Source organism: Mammaliicoccus sp. F-M27 (assembly GCF_022387115.1).
Taxonomy (GTDB): Bacteria; Bacillota; Bacilli; order Staphylococcales; family Staphylococcaceae; genus Mammaliicoccus; species Mammaliicoccus vitulinus.
The window spans coordinates 338,213-355,758 of sequence record NZ_JAJNIE010000001.1; the positions used below are offsets into that span (position 1 = coordinate 338,213).

20 protein-coding genes are annotated in these 17,546 nt (G+C 32.1%); 16 read left to right on the forward strand and 4 right to left on the reverse strand.

Annotation, left to right across the window (positions count from 1 at the left end; genetic code table 11):
• The first annotated feature begins 11 nt into the window (after window positions 1–11).
• Window positions 12–1,355, forward strand: a complete 1,344-nt coding sequence (gcvPA, locus tag LQ598_RS01840) for an aminomethyl-transferring glycine dehydrogenase subunit GcvPA (RefSeq protein WP_016911897.1) — start codon at window positions 12–14, stop codon at window positions 1,353–1,355.
• Window positions 1,348–2,823: an aminomethyl-transferring glycine dehydrogenase subunit GcvPB gene (gene gcvPB / locus LQ598_RS01845; RefSeq protein WP_016911898.1), complete on the forward strand. Its 1,476-nt coding sequence runs from the start codon at window positions 1,348–1,350 to the stop codon at window positions 2,821–2,823. The genes gcvPA and gcvPB overlap by 8 nt, the downstream gene beginning before the upstream one ends.
• Before the next feature lie 95 nt (window positions 2,824–2,918).
• On the opposite strand, the gene LQ598_RS01850 is transcribed toward gcvPB, so the two are convergent.
• Window positions 2,919–3,299, reverse strand: a complete 381-nt coding sequence (locus LQ598_RS01850) for a rhodanese-like domain-containing protein (protein ID WP_016911899.1) — start codon at window positions 3,297–3,299, stop codon at window positions 2,919–2,921.
• 119 nt (window positions 3,300–3,418) lie between these two features.
• On the opposite strand from LQ598_RS01850, the gene LQ598_RS01855 reads away from it, so the two are divergent.
• Window positions 3,419–4,249: a lipoate--protein ligase family protein gene (locus tag LQ598_RS01855; protein WP_107557110.1), complete on the forward strand. Its 831-nt coding sequence runs from the start codon at window positions 3,419–3,421 to the stop codon at window positions 4,247–4,249.
• Between the two features lie 236 nt (window positions 4,250–4,485).
• Here the strand turns inward: LQ598_RS01855 and LQ598_RS01860 are convergent, their stop codons facing one another.
• Together LQ598_RS01860 and LQ598_RS01865 are read right to left on the reverse strand one after the other, a co-directional pair.
• Window positions 4,486–4,698, reverse strand: a complete 213-nt coding sequence (locus tag LQ598_RS01860; RefSeq protein WP_107557108.1) for an SA1362 family protein — start codon at window positions 4,696–4,698, stop codon at window positions 4,486–4,488.
• Between the two features lie 55 nt (window positions 4,699–4,753).
• Window positions 4,754–5,341 (reverse strand): hypothetical protein, encoded by a 588-nt coding sequence (locus LQ598_RS01865; RefSeq protein ID WP_107592801.1) that lies wholly within the window; start codon window positions 5,339–5,341, stop codon window positions 4,754–4,756.
• A gap of 99 nt (window positions 5,342–5,440) precedes the next feature.
• Here LQ598_RS01865 and LQ598_RS01870 point away from each other — a divergent pair, with 99 nt between their 5' ends.
• The 13 genes from LQ598_RS01870 (at window position 5,441) to LQ598_RS01930 (ending at window position 17,229) form a co-directional block, all read left to right on the forward strand.
• Window positions 5,441–6,496 carry a M24 family metallopeptidase gene (locus LQ598_RS01870; protein ID WP_107559571.1) on the forward strand — a complete coding sequence of 352 codons (1,056 nt, stop codon included), beginning with the start codon at window positions 5,441–5,443 and terminating at the stop codon, window positions 6,494–6,496.
• 25 nt (window positions 6,497–6,521) lie between these two features.
• Window positions 6,522–7,079 (forward strand): elongation factor P, encoded by a 558-nt coding sequence (efp, locus tag LQ598_RS01875; protein WP_016911703.1) that lies wholly within the window; start codon window positions 6,522–6,524, stop codon window positions 7,077–7,079.
• Between the two features lie 146 nt (window positions 7,080–7,225).
• Window positions 7,226–7,666: an acetyl-CoA carboxylase biotin carboxyl carrier protein gene (gene accB, locus LQ598_RS01880; RefSeq protein ID WP_016911704.1), complete on the forward strand. Its 441-nt coding sequence runs from the start codon at window positions 7,226–7,228 to the stop codon at window positions 7,664–7,666.
• A 1-nt stretch (window position 7,667) separates the two neighbouring features.
• A complete protein-coding gene (gene accC / locus LQ598_RS01885) occupies window positions 7,668–9,026 on the forward strand; it encodes an acetyl-CoA carboxylase biotin carboxylase subunit (RefSeq protein ID WP_016911705.1) in 1,359 nt (452 codons plus the stop codon).
• Between the two features lie 12 nt (window positions 9,027–9,038).
• A complete protein-coding gene (locus tag LQ598_RS01890; protein ID WP_016911706.1) occupies window positions 9,039–9,398 on the forward strand; it encodes an Asp23/Gls24 family envelope stress response protein in 360 nt (119 codons plus the stop codon).
• A gap of 58 nt (window positions 9,399–9,456) precedes the next feature.
• Window positions 9,457–9,846, forward strand: a complete 390-nt coding sequence (gene nusB, locus LQ598_RS01895) for a transcription antitermination factor NusB (RefSeq protein ID WP_016911707.1) — start codon at window positions 9,457–9,459, stop codon at window positions 9,844–9,846.
• Between the two features lie 15 nt (window positions 9,847–9,861).
• Window positions 9,862–11,187 carry an exodeoxyribonuclease VII large subunit gene (xseA, locus tag LQ598_RS01900; RefSeq protein ID WP_016911708.1) on the forward strand — a complete coding sequence of 442 codons (1,326 nt, stop codon included), beginning with the start codon at window positions 9,862–9,864 and terminating at the stop codon, window positions 11,185–11,187.
• 32 nt (window positions 11,188–11,219) lie between these two features.
• Window positions 11,220–11,411, forward strand: a complete 192-nt coding sequence (gene xseB / locus LQ598_RS01905; RefSeq protein WP_040808213.1) for an exodeoxyribonuclease VII small subunit — start codon at window positions 11,220–11,222, stop codon at window positions 11,409–11,411.
• Complete coding sequence (locus tag LQ598_RS01910) at window positions 11,392–12,270, forward strand: polyprenyl synthetase family protein (protein ID WP_226908890.1); 879 nt, start codon at window positions 11,392–11,394, stop codon at window positions 12,268–12,270. Before xseB ends, LQ598_RS01910 begins: the two co-directional genes overlap by 20 nt.
• 57 nt (window positions 12,271–12,327) lie before the next feature.
• Window positions 12,328–14,196 carry a 1-deoxy-D-xylulose-5-phosphate synthase gene (gene dxs, locus LQ598_RS01915; protein ID WP_107592799.1) on the forward strand — a complete coding sequence of 623 codons (1,869 nt, stop codon included), beginning with the start codon at window positions 12,328–12,330 and terminating at the stop codon, window positions 14,194–14,196.
• A 149-nt stretch (window positions 14,197–14,345) separates the two neighbouring features.
• Entirely contained in the window at window positions 14,346–14,798 is a 453-nt protein-coding gene (gene ahrC / locus LQ598_RS01920) for a transcriptional regulator AhrC/ArgR (protein WP_016911712.1), read from the forward strand.
• Window positions 14,799–14,815: 17 nt separating this feature from the next.
• The gene (gene recN, locus LQ598_RS01925) at window positions 14,816–16,492 is read left to right on the forward strand and encodes a DNA repair protein RecN (RefSeq protein ID WP_107559444.1); all 1,677 of its coding nucleotides are present in this window, start codon (window positions 14,816–14,818) and stop codon (window positions 16,490–16,492) included.
• 23 nt (window positions 16,493–16,515) lie between these two features.
• Window positions 16,516–17,229, forward strand: a complete 714-nt coding sequence (locus LQ598_RS01930; RefSeq protein WP_016911714.1) for a response regulator — start codon at window positions 16,516–16,518, stop codon at window positions 17,227–17,229.
• Between the two features lie 8 nt (window positions 17,230–17,237).
• Here the strand turns inward: LQ598_RS01930 and LQ598_RS01935 are convergent, their stop codons facing one another.
• Window positions 17,238–17,501, reverse strand: coding sequence for a DUF2627 family protein (locus tag LQ598_RS01935; RefSeq protein WP_016911715.1), 264 nt, complete (start codon window positions 17,499–17,501; stop codon window positions 17,238–17,240).
• Window positions 17,502–17,546: the final 45 nt, after the last annotated feature.

A 17,546-nucleotide genomic window follows, 5' to 3' on the forward strand; every position in this document is an offset into this window, starting at 1 on the left:
GAGTGAATAAAATGGGTCACCGCTATATACCTTTAACTGAAAAAGATAAGTCAGAAATGTTAGATGTAATCGGTATTAAATCAGTAGATGAATTATTTACTGATATACCTGAATCAGTAAGATTTAACAATCCACTAAATATTAAAGAGAAAAAATCAGAAACAGCTTTATTACGAGAATTATCACAAATTGCTAATAAAAATATAACGAGTGAAACACATGCATCATTTTTGGGAGCTGGTGTTTATGATCACTATATTCCAACAGTAGTAGACCATGTCATTTCTCGTTCAGAATTTTATACTGCATATACACCGTACCAACCTGAAATTTCACAAGGTGAATTACAAGCTATTTTCGAATTTCAAACTTTAATTTGTGAATTAACCGGTATGGATGTAGCTAACTCTTCAATGTATGACGGAGGAACTGCTTTTGCTGAGGCTGCTGTACTTGCAGCAGGTCACACTAAAAAGAAAAAAGTAATCGTTTCTAAGTCAGTACATTATCAATCTATTGAAGTTCTTAAAACATATACGAAAGCTCAAGATATTGAAGTAATCGAAGTTGATTTAGACGGTACAGTAACAGATTTAGATAAATTAAAAGAAGTTATCGATGATGATACTGCAGCTGTATGCGTTCAATATCCTAATTTCTTTGGTTCACTGGAAGATTTAGAAGCTATTAAACAATTAATCGAAGACAAAAAAGCATTATTTATTGTTTCGAGTAATCCGTTATCTCTAGGTCTCATTACACCTCCGGGAGAATTTGGTGCAGATATCGTTGTTGGAGATGCACAAGTATTCGGTATCCCAGCACAATACGGTGGCCCACATTGTGGTTACTTTGCATCAACTAAAAAATTGATGCGTAAATTACCTGGACGTTTAGTAGGTCAAACACAAGATGAAGATGGTAATAGAGGTTTTGTATTAACATTACAAGCACGTGAACAACATATTAGAAGAGATAAAGCTACATCTAACATTTGTTCTAACCAAGCGTTAAATGCTTTAGCAGCTTCAGTATGTATGAGTGCGTTAGGTAAAAATGGCGTATACGAAATGGCTAAACTTAACATGGAAAACACAACATACATGAAGCAACAAATGAAAGAAGCGGGATTTGAAGTATTAGATGGTATTTCATTTAATGAATTTGTTGTTAAGTTTAACAAACCTATAAAAGAAATAAATAAAGATTTACTTGAAGAAGGCATAATAGGTGGATTTGATTTAGGATTTATGAATGATGATTTTGAAAATCATATGTTAATTGCAGTGACTGAACTTAGAACTAAAGAAGAAATTGATACATTTATCCAAAAAGTAGGTGAATATAGTGCGTAAACCATCAAGTGAATTAATTTTTGAAAGATCTAGAAAAGACAGATTTGCATTTTCATTACCTGAAAAAGAAGTTGAAACACAAAATGTTCAAGATATACTAGGTGATAAATTTACGAGAAAACAAAAAGCTGAATTACCAGAAGTCAGTGAACTTGATTTAATGAGACACTATACAGAGTTGTCGAATAAAAATCATGGTGTAGACACTGGATTTTATCCTTTAGGTTCATGTACGATGAAATACAATCCTAAAATAAATGAAAAAGTTGCCAGAATGTCTGGTTTTGCAAATGCTCATCCGTTACAAGATGTTTCTACTGTACAAGGGTCGTTAGAAATTATTTATGATTTACAAGAACACTTAAAAGAAATAACAGGTATGGATGAAGTGACATTGCAACCTGCAGCAGGCGCACATGGCGAGTGGACTGCGTTATTAATGATTAAAGCGTTCCATGAAGCAAATGGCGATTTTAATAGAACAAAAGTAATTGTACCTGATTCAGCTCACGGTACGAATCCAGCATCTGCTAAAGTAGCTGGTTTTGACACTGTTACAGTTAAATCTAACGAAAAAGGTTTAGTAGATATAGAAGATTTAAAACGTGTAGTCGGTGAAGACACAGCTGCAATCATGTTAACAAACCCTAACACTTTAGGTTTGTTTGAAGAAGATATTTTAGAAATTAGAGAAATTGTCCACCAAGCTGGCGGTAAACTGTACTATGATGGTGCAAACCTTAATGCGATAATGAGCAAAGTAAGACCAGGAGATATGGGCTTTGATGCAGTTCATTTAAACTTGCACAAAACTTTCACTGGACCACATGGTGGAGGCGGACCTGGTTCAGGACCAGTTGGTGTTAAAGAAGATTTAATTCCGTATTTACCTAAGCCAACAGTTGTAAAAGAAAATGATAGCTATAAATTTGAGCATGATATGCCGAATTCAATAGGTCGAGTTAAGCCATTCTTTGGTAATTTCGGTATTTATTTAAGAGCTTACACTTACATTAGAACAATGGGACCTGATGGATTAAAAGCTGTTTCCGAAACAGCAGTTTTAAATGCGAACTACATGTTGAGAAGATTACAAGATCATTTTGAAACGCCATATACACAACATTGTAAACATGAATTTGTTATAAGTGGTTCAAGACAGAAAAAACTAGGTGTTAGAACATTGGACATTGCGAAACGTCTATTAGACTTTAATTTCCATCCACCTACAATTTACTTCCCTATAAACGTGGAAGAGTGCATGATGATTGAACCTACTGAAACCGAATCTAAAGAAACATTAGATGCTTTCTGTGATACATTAATTCAAATTGCTAAAGAAGCGGAAGACAACCCTGAAATCGTATTAGATGCACCACATACTACGGTTATCGGACGTTTAGATGAAACGCAAGCAGCAAGAAAACCAGTTTTAAAATTCGAATTATTAAAAGAAGAAAAAAATTAATTGTAAAATAAAAATATCTCTTCACTAGGCTTATAACCTAATGAAGAGATATTTTGTTTTGAAAACGAGTATTTATGTACCATAATCTTTTGGAATTATTTAGACTTAACTTTACCAGTCCATTTTTTATATCCACCTTTTAACATGTACAAGTCTTTATAACCTTTTTTCTTCATCATTCTTGCTGCTCTAGAACTTGCTACACCATTCGCATCACAAAAATAAATAGGTTGGTCTTTACGTAACCCTTGATATCTAGTGCGAAATACACTCATCGGTATATTTCTAGCTCCGATGATATGACCATAGTCAAAATCAGCTTTTTCACGTAAGTCGATGACTTGCGCCTTTCTTAATCCCTTGTGAAACTCATTTTGATCTAGTTCTTTAACTGCGCGCTTGTTCAATGAATAGTTAATTGCCATATAAATAATAAGCAAGACTACGACTATGAGCGCGATGTACCAATAATTCATGGTCTGATTCCTCCCAATTCAAGTCGATACTCCTATTATAAGATTTCTCGTGAGATTTATCAAAATATTTTTGCTAAAATAGACAAGTATATAGAATTAATTGAATAGGAGTTTTAAATGTGAGAGAAACTTGGCACTTTATAAACACGAAATCAAACGATCCATATTACAATATGGCAGTAGATGAAGCACTTATGAATTTTGTTAGCAGAGGTGAAATAGACCCTGTAATTAGATTCTACACGTGGAACCCAGCTACACTATCAATAGGGTATTTTCAAAAGCTAACAAAAGAAATTGATATTGAAAAAGTTAAAGAAAAAGGATATGGACTTGTTAGACGCGCGACTGGCGGTAGAGGTGTGTTACATGACAAAGAACTAACATATAGCGTCATAGTTCCAGAATCACATCCTAACATGCCTAAAACGGTTACTGAAGCATATCGCGTTATATCAGAAGGTTTATTAGAAGGATTTAAAACATTAGGCTTTGATGCTTATTTTTCAATCCCTAAAACAAAAGAAGCTAGAGACAAATTAAAGACACCTCGAAGCTCAGTATGTTTTGATGCACCAAGTTGGTATGAACTTGTAGTGGAAGATAGAAAAATAGCAGGAAGTGCTCAAACAAGACAAAAAGGAGTAATCTTGCAACATGGTTCGATTTTACAAGATATTGATGTAGATGAACTGTTTGATATGTTTATATATAGAAATGACAGATTAAAAGATAAAATGAAAGCAGCTTTCATTGATAAAGCGGTCGCAATAAATGATTTGTCTGATAGACATATTACATTAGAAGAAATGGAAACAGCATTTTATGAAGGTTTTAAAAAGGGATTAGATATTGAATATAAGCCCTTAATCTTTACAGAAGCGCAACTTACTGAAATTAAAGAGATAGAAGAAAAATATAAATCAGAAGAATGGACATATAGAAAATAAAGGATTCTGAGACATAGTTACCTTGATTTCACTTAGGTTTGTCCTCACGATTTTGTAAAGTGCTGACGCCTGAGGGAATAGTATGAGTGAGAGACTACAGGCTCGAACCATACCCCTAGGCAAGTATGCACTTTCAAAATCGTAAAAATCAAAAATATAAAAAGATCTCTTCACTAGGCGATAACCTAATGAAGAGATCTTTAATTTTGTGCATGGTATTTATGTCCCAGACATCTTTATTTATTTCTGCGCTTTTGTTTACGCATTGCTTTCTTATACTTCCTTTGATCTGGTGTTAAGAAGAAGAAATAGTAAATTAAAAAAATGATTAACCCGAATATAATAAGTGACACAAACATTCTAATAAAACCCATTATGAAAAAATCAAGGTTCATAATTAAGCCGAATAGTGCTACTGCAATAAATAAATAAAATAAAACGTTTTTCATAGAACCTCACCTTAAGTAATTAGTCTATTTAATATAGCATATTTTAAACTTATACTCACTTTATTTGTCCTATTTCGTTGTCTAAACTTTTTAATTGATTGATAGATTTTTCTACGCCTTTTTTATCTTTCTTATTAAATGCTTCATTTAAATCTTTAAATACATTTTCGATTCCGGTAGACAATTTCAACATACTTTTATGTAAATCTTTATAATCTTTAGGAATTGATTTACCTTCCATTTCGTCTTTATATTTCTTCGTAATCGTTTTTTGATTTTGATAAATGTTTTCTAATTCGTTTTTTGTATCTTCGTCATCAAATTTTGTGATGTTTTTATTGATCTTGTTGTAACTTGAAATGTTTGTTTTTGTTTCATTAATGAAACGTGTTGATGATTTTAAATATTGTGTTGTAAATTGACTAGTGGATTCTTTTTTAATTTTTTTTATGGAGCTATTAATGCCCGATTCTTTTTGTTTATATGTTTTGTTTTTATCTTCTAAGTCAAGGACTTCTTGCTTTAGTTTTCTATTATCAGTTTTCAAAGTTGATTTCTTTTCTTCAAGCTGTTGTATTTTATCATTCCCACAAGCGGATAATACAACTGTACTCGCCATGATAGTTATTATTGTTTTTCTCATGTTTATTAACTCCCAATGTTTTACTGTGAAAAAATTATTGCATGTATGCTATTATTTTAATGTATATAGATTTATTGTACAAATAGAAAGGGGATAAATATGAAAATTAATAAGTTGAGACAAGTTATGAGTCAAAAAGAATTAGATGCTGTGGTTATACTATCACCTTATAATAGAATGTACCTTTCAGGATTTACGGGGACGAGTGGTAGTTTGTTAATAACACAAGATCAATCACTTTTAATCACAGACTTTAGATATATTCAGCAAGCTAATGATCAAGCTAAAGACTTTAAGGTTATAAATCAAGAAGGTCCGATGTTAGGTAAGATAAACGATTTAATTAAGCAAGGTCCATATAAAAATGTAGGTGTTGAAGCTGACTTAATTACTTACAATGATTTTCAAGAATTAAATACAGAAAATGTTGAACTTTCTTCTATTGAAGGTGTAATCGAAACGATTAGAATGATTAAAGACGAATTTGAAATTCAACAAATTCAAAAAGCATCTGATATTGTAGATGAAACTTATGAACATATTCTTGAGTGGGTTAAACCAGGGATGACTGAAAATGAAGTGAACAACGAGATGGAAATGTTCATGAGAAGTAAAGGTGCAACATGTTCTTCATTTGATACAATTGTTGCTTCCGGACACCGTGGTGCATTACCACATGGTGTTGCAAGTAATAAAGTCATTGAAAATGGTGATATGATCACTTTAGACTTTGGCGCTTTATACGAAGGTTATGTAAGTGATATTACGAGAACTTTTGCAATAGGTGAACCGAAAGAAGAAATGAAAAAAATATATAATATTGTGTTAGAAGCACAATTAGCTGCACTAGAACAAATTAAACCAGGCATGACAGGTAAAGAAGCTGATACGATAGCTAGAGATATTATTAAAGGATATGGGTATGGAGATGCATTTGGTCACTCATTAGGTCATGGTATTGGTTTAGAAGTACACGAAGGACCAGGACTGTCCCAAAAATCAGATATCGTGCTTGAAGAGAACATGTGTGTAACATTAGAACCGGGCATATATGTCGATGGTTTAGGTGGCGTGAGAATAGAAGATGATGTATTAGTTACAAAAAATGGTCTAGAGCGCTTTACTAAATCTTCAAAAGACCTTATTATTTTATAAGAAGGTATAAATAGGAGGAAAATGAATGATTTCAGTTAATGATTTTAAAACAGGTTTGACAATTAAAGTTGAAAATGGAATTTGGAAAGTATTAGATTTCCAACACGTAAAACCAGGTAAAGGTGCAGCTTTTGTTCGTTCTAAACTAAGAAACTTAAGAACTGGTGCTATCCAAGAAAAAACTTTTAGAGCTGGTGAAAAAGTAGAAAAAGCTCAAATTGATAACCGTCGTATGCAATATCTGTATGCAAACGGAGACAGCCATGTATTCATGGATAACGAAACTTATGATCAACTAGAACTACCAGAAGAAAGTTTAGAATACGAACTTAAGTTCATTAAAGAAAATATGGAAGTTCATATTCAAACATATGATGGTGAAACAATTGGTATCGAATTACCTAATACAGTTACTTTACAAGTTACTGAAACTGAACCAGGTATTAAAGGTGATACTGCTAATGGTGCTACAAAACAAGCAACAGTAGAAACTGGATTTAGCTTAAATGTTCCTTTATTCGTAAATGAAGGCGATTTACTTATCATTAACACAACTGACGGTAGTTATGTATCAAGAGGTTAATGCGTAATAATAAATGTTTAAATGACCAATAGAAAAAACTTCTATTGGTCATTTTTAATTAAATCTTAAAATCTCTTGAATTGGTATGACCACTAAAGTAAAATGTATGAAGTGTAATGAATTAGAATTTAAAAGGAGTTTTTCAAATGAACTTAAAACAAATTAAAGAACTAGTTGATATATTAGACAATTCTTCTTTAACTGAAATTGATATTAATGATAAAGATTTTAAATTAACTTTAAAAAAAGATATTAAACAAGAGATTATTTATAGCCAAGGAAGTTCAAATGTTATTGCTGAACAACAGCCACAACAAACGCCACAACAAAATGTTGAACCTGAAGCACCAACTGGTTTAACGATTAATGCCCCAATGGTCGGAACATTCTATAAATCACCATCACCTGACGAAGGTCCTTATGTACAAGTAGGATCACATGTTGATGCGGATACGACTGTTTGTATTTTAGAAGCGATGAAATTATTTAATGAAATACAAGCAGAAGTATCAGGAGAAATCACTGAAATATTAGTTGAAGACGGACAAATGGTAGAGTATGGCCAACCGTTATTCAAGGTGAAGTAGTATGAAAAAAGTATTAATTGCTAACAGAGGGGAAATTGCTGTAAGAATCATTAGAGCTTGTAGAGAATTAGATATACAAACGGTTGCAATTTATTCAGAAGCTGATAAAGATGCATTACATACTCAAATAGCAGATGAGGCTTATTGTGTAGGACCGACACAATCTAAAGATTCATACTTACATGTACCTAATATTATTTCAATTGCTAAATCAACAGGCTGTGATGGTATACATCCAGGATATGGTTTCTTAGCTGAAAATAGTGATTTTGCAGAAATGTGTGAAGCATGCCAAATCAAATTTATCGGACCTAGTTATCAATCTATTCAAAAAATGGGCATAAAAGATGTCGCTAAAGAAGAAATGATTAAAGCGAATGTACCAGTTGTTCCAGGTAGTGAAGGTCTAGTAGATACAGTGAGAATTGCTAAGAAATGTGCAAAACAAATAGGTTATCCTGTAATTATAAAAGCAACTGCCGGTGGTGGTGGTAAAGGTATTAGAATAGCACGAAATGAAGAAGAACTTGTTACTGGATTTAGAATGACGCAACAAGAAGCTGAAACTGCTTTTGGAAACAAAGGACTTTATTTAGAAAAATTCATTGAAAACTTTAGACATATCGAAATTCAAGTTATTGGTGATGCAGAAGGTAATGTCATTCATCTTGGTGAACGTGATTGTACGATTCAAAGACGTATGCAGAAGTTAGTAGAAGAATCGCCTTCTCCAGTTCTATCAGAAGTAATGCGCAAAGAAATGGGTGAAGCGGCAATTAGAGCAGCTAAAGCCGTGAACTATGAAAACGCAGGTACAATTGAATTTATTTATGATTTAGATGCTGAAGCATTCTACTTTATGGAAATGAACACACGTATTCAAGTTGAACATCCCGTAACTGAGATGGTTACAGGTATGGATTTAGTTAAGTTACAACTTAAAGTAGCGAGTGGTGAGTCATTACCAATAACTCAAAATGAAGTTGATTTAAAAGGTCACGCTATAGAATTTAGAATTAATGCTGAAAGTCCGTTTAAGAATTTCATGCCGTCACCAGGTAAGATTAAACAATATTTAACACCAGGTGGATTCGGTGTTCGAATTGATTCAGCTTGTTATACAGGTTATACGATTCCCCCATACTACGATTCAATGGTTGCTAAACTAATCGTACATGGTAAAGATAGAACTGAAGCTATACAAATCGGTAAAAGAGCGCTAACTGAGTTTTTAGTTACAGGCATTGATACGACTATCCCATTCCATTTAAGATTGTTGGAAAATGATGTGTTTGAATCAGGTGATTTTAATACCAATTTCCTAGAGATTCATGATATTATAAATAATGAAGATAAATAGGGAGGGATTCAAATGGCTAAAACAATTGAAAATGAAAAGCCTTCTTTAGGTAAGATTGAGATTGCGCCGGAAGTTATTGAAGTCATAGCGAGTATTGCGACTACAGATATTAAAGGTGTATCTCATATGCAATCCGTTTTTAATAAGAATTCCTTAGAAAAATTCGGGAAAAAGAATTTTGGTAAAGGTATAAAAGTCGATATAAAAGAAGATGGCATCTACATTAATGTTTACTGTACATTTGATTATGGCACAAAAATTTCTGAAACTGCTCGAAAGGTTCAGACTGAAATTAAACAAGCATTAAATACGATGACAGCATTAACGCCAAAAGAAGTTAATGTACATATCGTTAATATACATTTCCAATAATAAAAAATGATTAATTAAGAGGATGCGTGCATCCTCTTATTCTTTGAAGGAGAAGAATATGAAAAGAACAGAACTTAGAGAAATCGTCTTTAAAACATTGTATCAATTAGAAAATAACAAAATAGAGTTAACAGTAGAGGAAGCAATTAACTACTTAGTCGACGACTTTAAAGGTGAACAATATTTATATGTTAAACACTTTGTTAAAGAAGTCATCGACAAAAAAGAAGAACTAGATGAAATATTCATACCGCATTTAAAGAAATGGACGTTAGAACGTTTACTTAAAACGGACCGTATTATTTTAAGAATGGCAACATATGAATTGAATTATACTGATACACCACAAAAAGTCATTTTTAATGAAGCGGTTGAAATTGCAAAAGTGTACAGTGACGACGAACATTATAAATTTATTAACGGTGTATTAAGCAGTTTATCAAAATAATAAAGAGTGATATAAATGGATAAATATTTATCAGTTACAGCTATAACTAAATATATCAAATATAAATTTGATCAAGACCCTCATTTACAAAATGTATTTATAAAGGGTGAGATTTCAAACTTCAAAAAACATTCAAGTGGACATCTTTATTTTGCTTTAAAAGATGATAAAGGTGTATTAAGTGCGATGATGTTTAAATCCAATGCTAATCAACTATCATTTGAACCTAAAGAAGGGGATCAAGTCTTAATTGAAGGAAGAATTGGTATATATGAATCGAGAGGCTCATACCAAATATACGTTCAAACGATGCAATTAGATGGTGTCGGTCTTTTGTATGAAAAATTTGAAGCACTAAAAAAAGAATTGGCTGAAAAAGGATACTTTAATAATGAACATAAATTAAGTATCCCTAAATATCCTAGAAAAATCGCTGTATTAACTGCATCGACAGGAGCTGCAGTTAGAGATATTTGTTCTACCTTAGATAAACGCTATCCGCTTGCAGAGCAAGTGTTAATTAGTACTTTAGTACAAGGTAAAGAAGCTAAGGATAATATCATTAACAATATTAAAAAAGCTGACTCAATGGATGTTGATGTTATTATCGTTGGTCGTGGTGGTGGATCTATAGAAGATCTGTGGAGCTTTAATGAGAGAGAAGTTGTAGAAGCTATTTATAATTGCGCTACACCTATTATTTCTGCTGTTGGACATGAAACTGATACAACATTAAGTGATTTTGTAAGTGATGTTAGAGCAGCAACACCTACTCAAGCAGCAGTCATAGCCACACCAGATATAAAAGCGTTATATCAACTTATTGCGAATGCTCGTCAATATTTAACAAAGCATGTTACACAAAGTATTCAACAAGACAAACATAAATTAAAACAGCTATCATCATATTATAAGTTAAAGACACCATCGTTATTATACGATCAAGAAACTCAAAAATTAGATGATTATCAAAAGCAATTAACAAGAAATTTAGAACAAACGATTTTAAGAAATAAGCATAAAATTGATATTTTACAAAATAAGTTGAGAATAGGACCTATTCATAATAAAACATATCAATATAGACAAGATTTTGATAGATTGAATGCTATGCAATCACAATTAATCAATCGCATCATTACTCAGAAAAAGCAAATGCTTACGAGTAAATTGGCACAGCTAGATGCACTGAGTCCAACACAAATAATGCTTAGAGGTTATTCAATTATTGAAAAAAATGATAAAATCATTACAAGTAAAGATGATTTAAATATAGAAGATAATATTACGATTAATTTAAAAGATGGCAAAATAAATGCTAATGTAAAAGAAATTAGGTGACAAATGTGGCTAACGAACAAACTTTTGAAGAAATGATGGTTGAACTAGAGAAAGTAGTAGGTAAACTAGATGAAGAAAGCATTTCACTAGAAGAATCAATCGAACTTTATCAACGCGGTATCGAATTAAGTAGTAAATGTGAATTGAAACTTAAAGAGGCTGAGGATAAAGTAAATAAACTTGTTCAAAAAGAGGGTGATTCTGATGAGTCAGTTAATGAATAGTTATGTTGATAAATTTAATGAATCTCTAAAACAGACTAAACTTGATCCAGTCGTGGATACTAAGTTAGAAGAAAGTATGAGATATTCTTTGTCAGCTGGAGGAAAACGTATAAGACCTGTATTGCTTTTAATGACATTGTCTATGCTAAAATGTGACATTAAAAAAGGGTTGGAAACTGCTAAAGCTCTTGAAATGATACATACTTATTCGCTCATACATGATGATTTGCCTGCTATGGATAATGATGATTATAGACGTGGTATGAAGACGAACCATAAAGTTTATGGTGATGCCACAGCAATTCTTGCTGGTGATGCATTGTTAACGAAAGCATTCGAACTTATTACTAAAGATACATATATAGCATCAGATGATAAGGTTAAGCTTATTAGATTGCTATCTGAATCTGCAGGACACCAAGGTATGGTCGGTGGCCAAGTTTTAGATATGGATAGTGAAGATAAAGAAGTTTCACTGGATACGTTACGTAAAATCCATAGATATAAGACGGGCGCACTTATTCGATTTTCAGTAGTTGCAGCATGTACCATTGCGAAAGTAAGTAGCAAAACGTTCCTCTTATTAGATTCATTTAGCCAAGAATTAGGTTTGATCTTTCAAATTAAAGATGATTTATTAGACATCGAAGGTGATTTCGATAAAATAGGTAAATCTGTCGGAAGTGATGAAATTAACAATAAGAGCACTTATGTATCACTTTTAGGTAAGACAAATACTAAAGTTGCATTAGAACAACATGTTAATCAAGCTTTATATTTATTGGAACAATTAGAAGAACAATATGACACAGATGAACTGAAGTCACTTACTCAATTATTTGCAAATAGAGAAAATTAGACACTTAGCAAAATTATTCGAGCTTTCGTAATAAACAGGGCTAAAGGTGGTTAAACAATGGATGTTTCAAGTATACAAAATCCATCCTTTATCAAAGACTTATCTAATCAAGAATTAGAAGAATTAAGTAGTGAAATTAGAAAGTTTTTAATACAAACATGTTCTGTAACGGGTGGACATATTGGGGCTAACTTAGGTGTAGTTGAATTAACATTAAGCTTACACAAACATTTTAATAGCCCTATAGATAAAATTATCTGGGATGTTGGTCATCAAACGTATATTCATAAAATCTTAACAGGTAGAGGACATGAATTTAATTCTTTAAGACAATATAAAGGTTTGTGTGGTTTTCCTAAAACGAAAGAGTCAGAGCATGATGTTTGGGAAGCTGGACATAGTTCAACTTCTTTATCAGCTGCTATGGGTATGGCAAAAGCACGTGATATTTTAGGGAAAACAAATCATGTTGTACCAGTTATTGGTGATGGTGCATTAACAGGTGGGATGGCACTTGAAGCACTTAATCATATCGGTCATGATAAGACTAATTTAACAATCATATTAAACGATAATGAAATGAGTATAGCGCCTAATGTCGGTGCTATGCATAATATGTTTGGACGCATTAGAACGAATCAAAATTATAATAGATTTAAATTTGATGCTGAAACTTTTATGAGCAGACTTCCAGGTGGAGACCGTTTAAGAGATTCAGCAGATAAAATAAAAGATAGTTTGAAATATTTAGTAGTCGATGGTATTTTCTTTGAAGAGTTAGGCATTAAATATATTGGCCCCGTTGATGGTCATAACTTCAAAGAATTAGATGAAGCGATATCTGCATCAAAACAAATAAATAAACCAGTGTTAATTCATGTCGTAACTAAAAAAGGTAAAGGTTATAAACCTGCCGAAGTTGATACGGTTGGCACATGGCATGGTCTTGGGCCGTATAAGCTTGAAACTGGTGAAGTTATTAAAGGTGATGCTGAAGGTCCAGCTTGGAGTGCTTTAATGAGCGATCAAGTCTTAAATTATGCTAAACAAGATAAACGTGTTGTAGCCATTACACCTGCTATGCCTGTAGGTTCTAAGTTAACAAAATTCCAACAAGCATTACCTGAACAATTTTTTGATGTTGGCATTGCTGAGCAACATGCCGTTACGATGGCCGCAGGTTTAGCGACACAAGGTATGAAACCTTACGTAGCCATTTACTCGACATTTATGCAACGTGCATATGATCAACTATTGCATGATGTAGATAGACAAAATTTAAACGTACTTTTTGGTGTTGATAGAGCAGGACTCGTAGGTGCTGATGGAGAAACGCATCAAGGTGTATTCGATGTCGGCTTCTTGAGCCAATTTCCCAATTTTACAATTATGATGCCTAAAGATGGCGACGAAGCGATTGCTATGGTTAAAACAGCTTTTGAAACAGAACACGGACCAATGGCTATTAGATATCCACGCGGAAATGCGCCAATGTTAAATGAAACTAAGAAGAATGAAATTTTAGAAATTGGAACATGGCAGTACGAACGAATGGGACAACATTTATCTATTATCAGTTACGGTCCAACAGTTAAAATCATTACAGATGTAGCAGATGAACTATTAAAAGAGGGTATAAATGTAAATGTTATTAATGCTCGCTTTATTAAACCGATGGACTTTGATATGTTACACGAACTAGGTAAAGATACTAACCCTATTATTACTGTTGAAGAGTCCATGTTAACTGGTGGTTTAGGTAGTCAAATTGCTACTTTCATTAAAGATCATGATTATCAAAATGTAATGCGCAGAATTGGCATAAACGACGAATATATTGAACATGGTGATGTCGATTTATTATTAGAAGATATTGGTATCTCTAAAGCAAATATAAAATCACTTGTTAAATCATTAATTAGATAATATTTATAAGTATATGAATAATTATGTTGAAAGTGACGCTTTAGTAGACCTAAAGCGTCTTTTAATATATTAATAACGCTTACATTACTCATTTTATCGTTTTTATGCTATTATAAGTGTATAAATATTCATTAATAGAGGTGTAGGTAATGGCGAACAAAACGATGCGTCAAATTAAGATAAGAGAAATAATTTCAAACGAACAAATAGAAACTCAAGAAGAGTTAGTTAAACGATTAAATGAATATGACTTGAATATTACACAAGCGACGATTTCTCGTGATATAAAAGAATTACAATTAATAAAAGTTCCAGCTCCTTCTGGACAGTATATCTATAGTTTACCTAGAGATAGAAAATATCATCCAATTGATAAATTAGGAAGATATTTAATGGACTCCTTCGTTAAAATTGATGGTGCCGATAACTTATTAGTATTAAAGACATTACCTGGTAATGCTCAATCAATTGGTGCAATAATTGACCAAATCGATTGGTCTGAAGTAATAGGTACTATTTGTGGAGACGATACTTGCTTAATTATTTGTAAAGATAAAGAAGCTGCTGAAGTAATCACGGATAGAATTTTCAATATGCTTTAAAGGAGATTTAATATACAATGTTACAAGCACTTACAATTAAACAATTCGCTATAATTGAATCTTTAGAAATAAATTTTTCAGATGGACTAACTGTGTTAAGTGGTGAAACTGGAGCGGGTAAATCTATTATCATAGATGCAATCGGCCAATTAGTAGGTGCAAGAGCGTCTCAAAGCTTCGTAAGACATGGTGAACAAAAGGCGACGATTGAAGGCGTATTTGATATCGACAATGTACCTAATGTGAACAAAATCTTAAACAAGCTAGATATAGATTTCGATGAAGATTTTTTATTTGTTAAGAGAGAAATATTTGCTTCTGGTAAAAGTATTTGTAAATTAAATAATCAGAATGTGACTTTAGCTGACTTGAAAATAGTTATGCAAGAACTGTTAGACATTCACGGTCAACATGAGACGCAAGTTCTGTTAAAGCCTAAATATCATTTATCTCTATTAGATAATTATGCTGCTGGCTCATATCAAACAGAAATTAATCAATACGAAGAAGCTTTTCAATCTTATCGTGTTAAAAAACAAGAACTTGAAAAATTAGAGTCACAAGATCAAGCTTTATTACAAAGGTTAGATTTAATAAAATTCCAACGTGATGAGTTACATGATGCAGACTTGAAAGAAGAAGAAATCGACTTTTTAAACAAAGGAATTAAAAAGCTTCAAAACCATGAAAAAATAAATGAAAGTCTAAATAAAGCGCATATTTTATTATCTAGTGAAGAAAATATCACGGATAAAATATATGAACTTAATCAAGAAATTCAACATATTACAGATATTATTCCTGAGAAGTATACATCGTTTAGCGAAGAGCTCGATCAAATGTATTATACGTTAGAGGATTATAAACATGAGTTATATAATGATTTAACATCAAATGATTTTGATGAGTCTTTATTAAACGAATATGAATCACGTTTAAATGTACTTACAGATTTAAATCGTAAATATGGTAAAAGTATACCTGAGTTAATTAAATATAGAGATAAAATTGATGATGAAATATTCAAAATTGAAAATTATGAACAAAGTACATCGCAATTACGAGATGAAATAAATGCACTTTATGATGATGTTATGAATTATGGACAAGCACTTTCTACGAAGAGAAGAGAAGTAGCTTTACAACTAAGAGATAGATTAGTAGAAGAAGTTCAAAATCTGCATATGCAAGATGCAGATATAGAAATAACATTTTCTAAAACGAAGCCTAGCACTTATGGATTAGAAGAAGTTGAATTTTTAATTAGTCCAAACAAAGGTGAGCCACTGAAAAGTTTAAATAAAATAGCTTCAGGCGGCGAACTATCTAGAATTATGCTTGCCCTAAAAAGTATATTTGTATCATCTAAAGGGCAAACTGCAATATTGTTTGATGAAGTTGACACAGGTGTATCAGGAAGAGTTGCGCAAAAAATGGCAGAAAAGATGCATCAAATATCGCAATCTTTACAAGTTATTTGCATATCACATTTACCACAAGTGGCTGCAATATGTGATAATCACTTATATATCACAAAAGAAACGGTAAACGATCGTACGACAACTTCTATTAAGCAATTAGTTGGTAAAGATAAAATAGATGAAATAGCGAGAATGATTTCAGGCGTTGAAGTTACTGAATTAACTAAAAAGCACGCAAAAGAAATGATTTCACAAAATAAAAAATTAAAATAGAATGATTTGATAGGGTGTTAACCATGGTAATTAAGGTAGCAATTATAGAAGACTCGAAAGCGTATGTAAGTGAAATGGCACAATATTTAAAAGAACATGATATTGAGGTTGTTAATATTGGATACAACGGTAAAGAAGCACTTGATATTATAAATGGAGAAGCTTTCGATGTTCTTCTGTTAGACTTAATTTTGCCACATATAGATGGTATGACTTTGCTCAAAAAATATATAAAACCGAACAAGCAATATAAAGTTATATGTATGAGCGCATTTGTAAGTGATGATGTGTTAAAAGAATCTGTATCATTAGGTGTAGATTACTTTTTAATAAAACCTGTTGAATTTGATGTCTTGTTGAACACGATTCAGCGAATACTAGATACTGACGATTCGAATATATTGGAGATAGATGCATTAGATCTATTGTTGGAAAAAATCGGTTTTTCATATAATTTGAACGGTTATAAATATATCAAGTATGGCGTCCATTTAATGCTGAAACATACTCACAAAATGCAATTAACTAAAGAACTATATCCACTTATATCTGAATATTACGGTATTCAAGCTAATAATGTAGAACGTTCAATAAGACATGCTATTAAATTAGCGTGGGAAAAAGAATTGAAATCTTATTGGTATAATAGTGAAAAATCATACGTAAGACCAACAAACGGTGAATTTATTACACATCTATATCATAAATATAGAGAAATACTCAAAGAAAAAAACTGATAAATCTATTATGATTTATCAGTTTTTTTTACGTTATTCTTTTTCATAAAGTGTTCTTGAGCTCTCTTGTTTTTCTTTTCACGGTGTAATATATATCCGCCAATAAAGATAACGCCGAATACAAAAAATATGAACCCTAATAAAAATTGCACCCATATAAAATGTAATTGTGGAACGAGTACGCCGAAAACGGCATCTCTCATCCACTTAATACCTAAGCCTGCTATTATCCCTGGTATAACTAAAATGAGTAATGCAACATACTTTTGCATAAGTTAAAACTCCTATTGATTAATAACTTATATTATATATGAGAT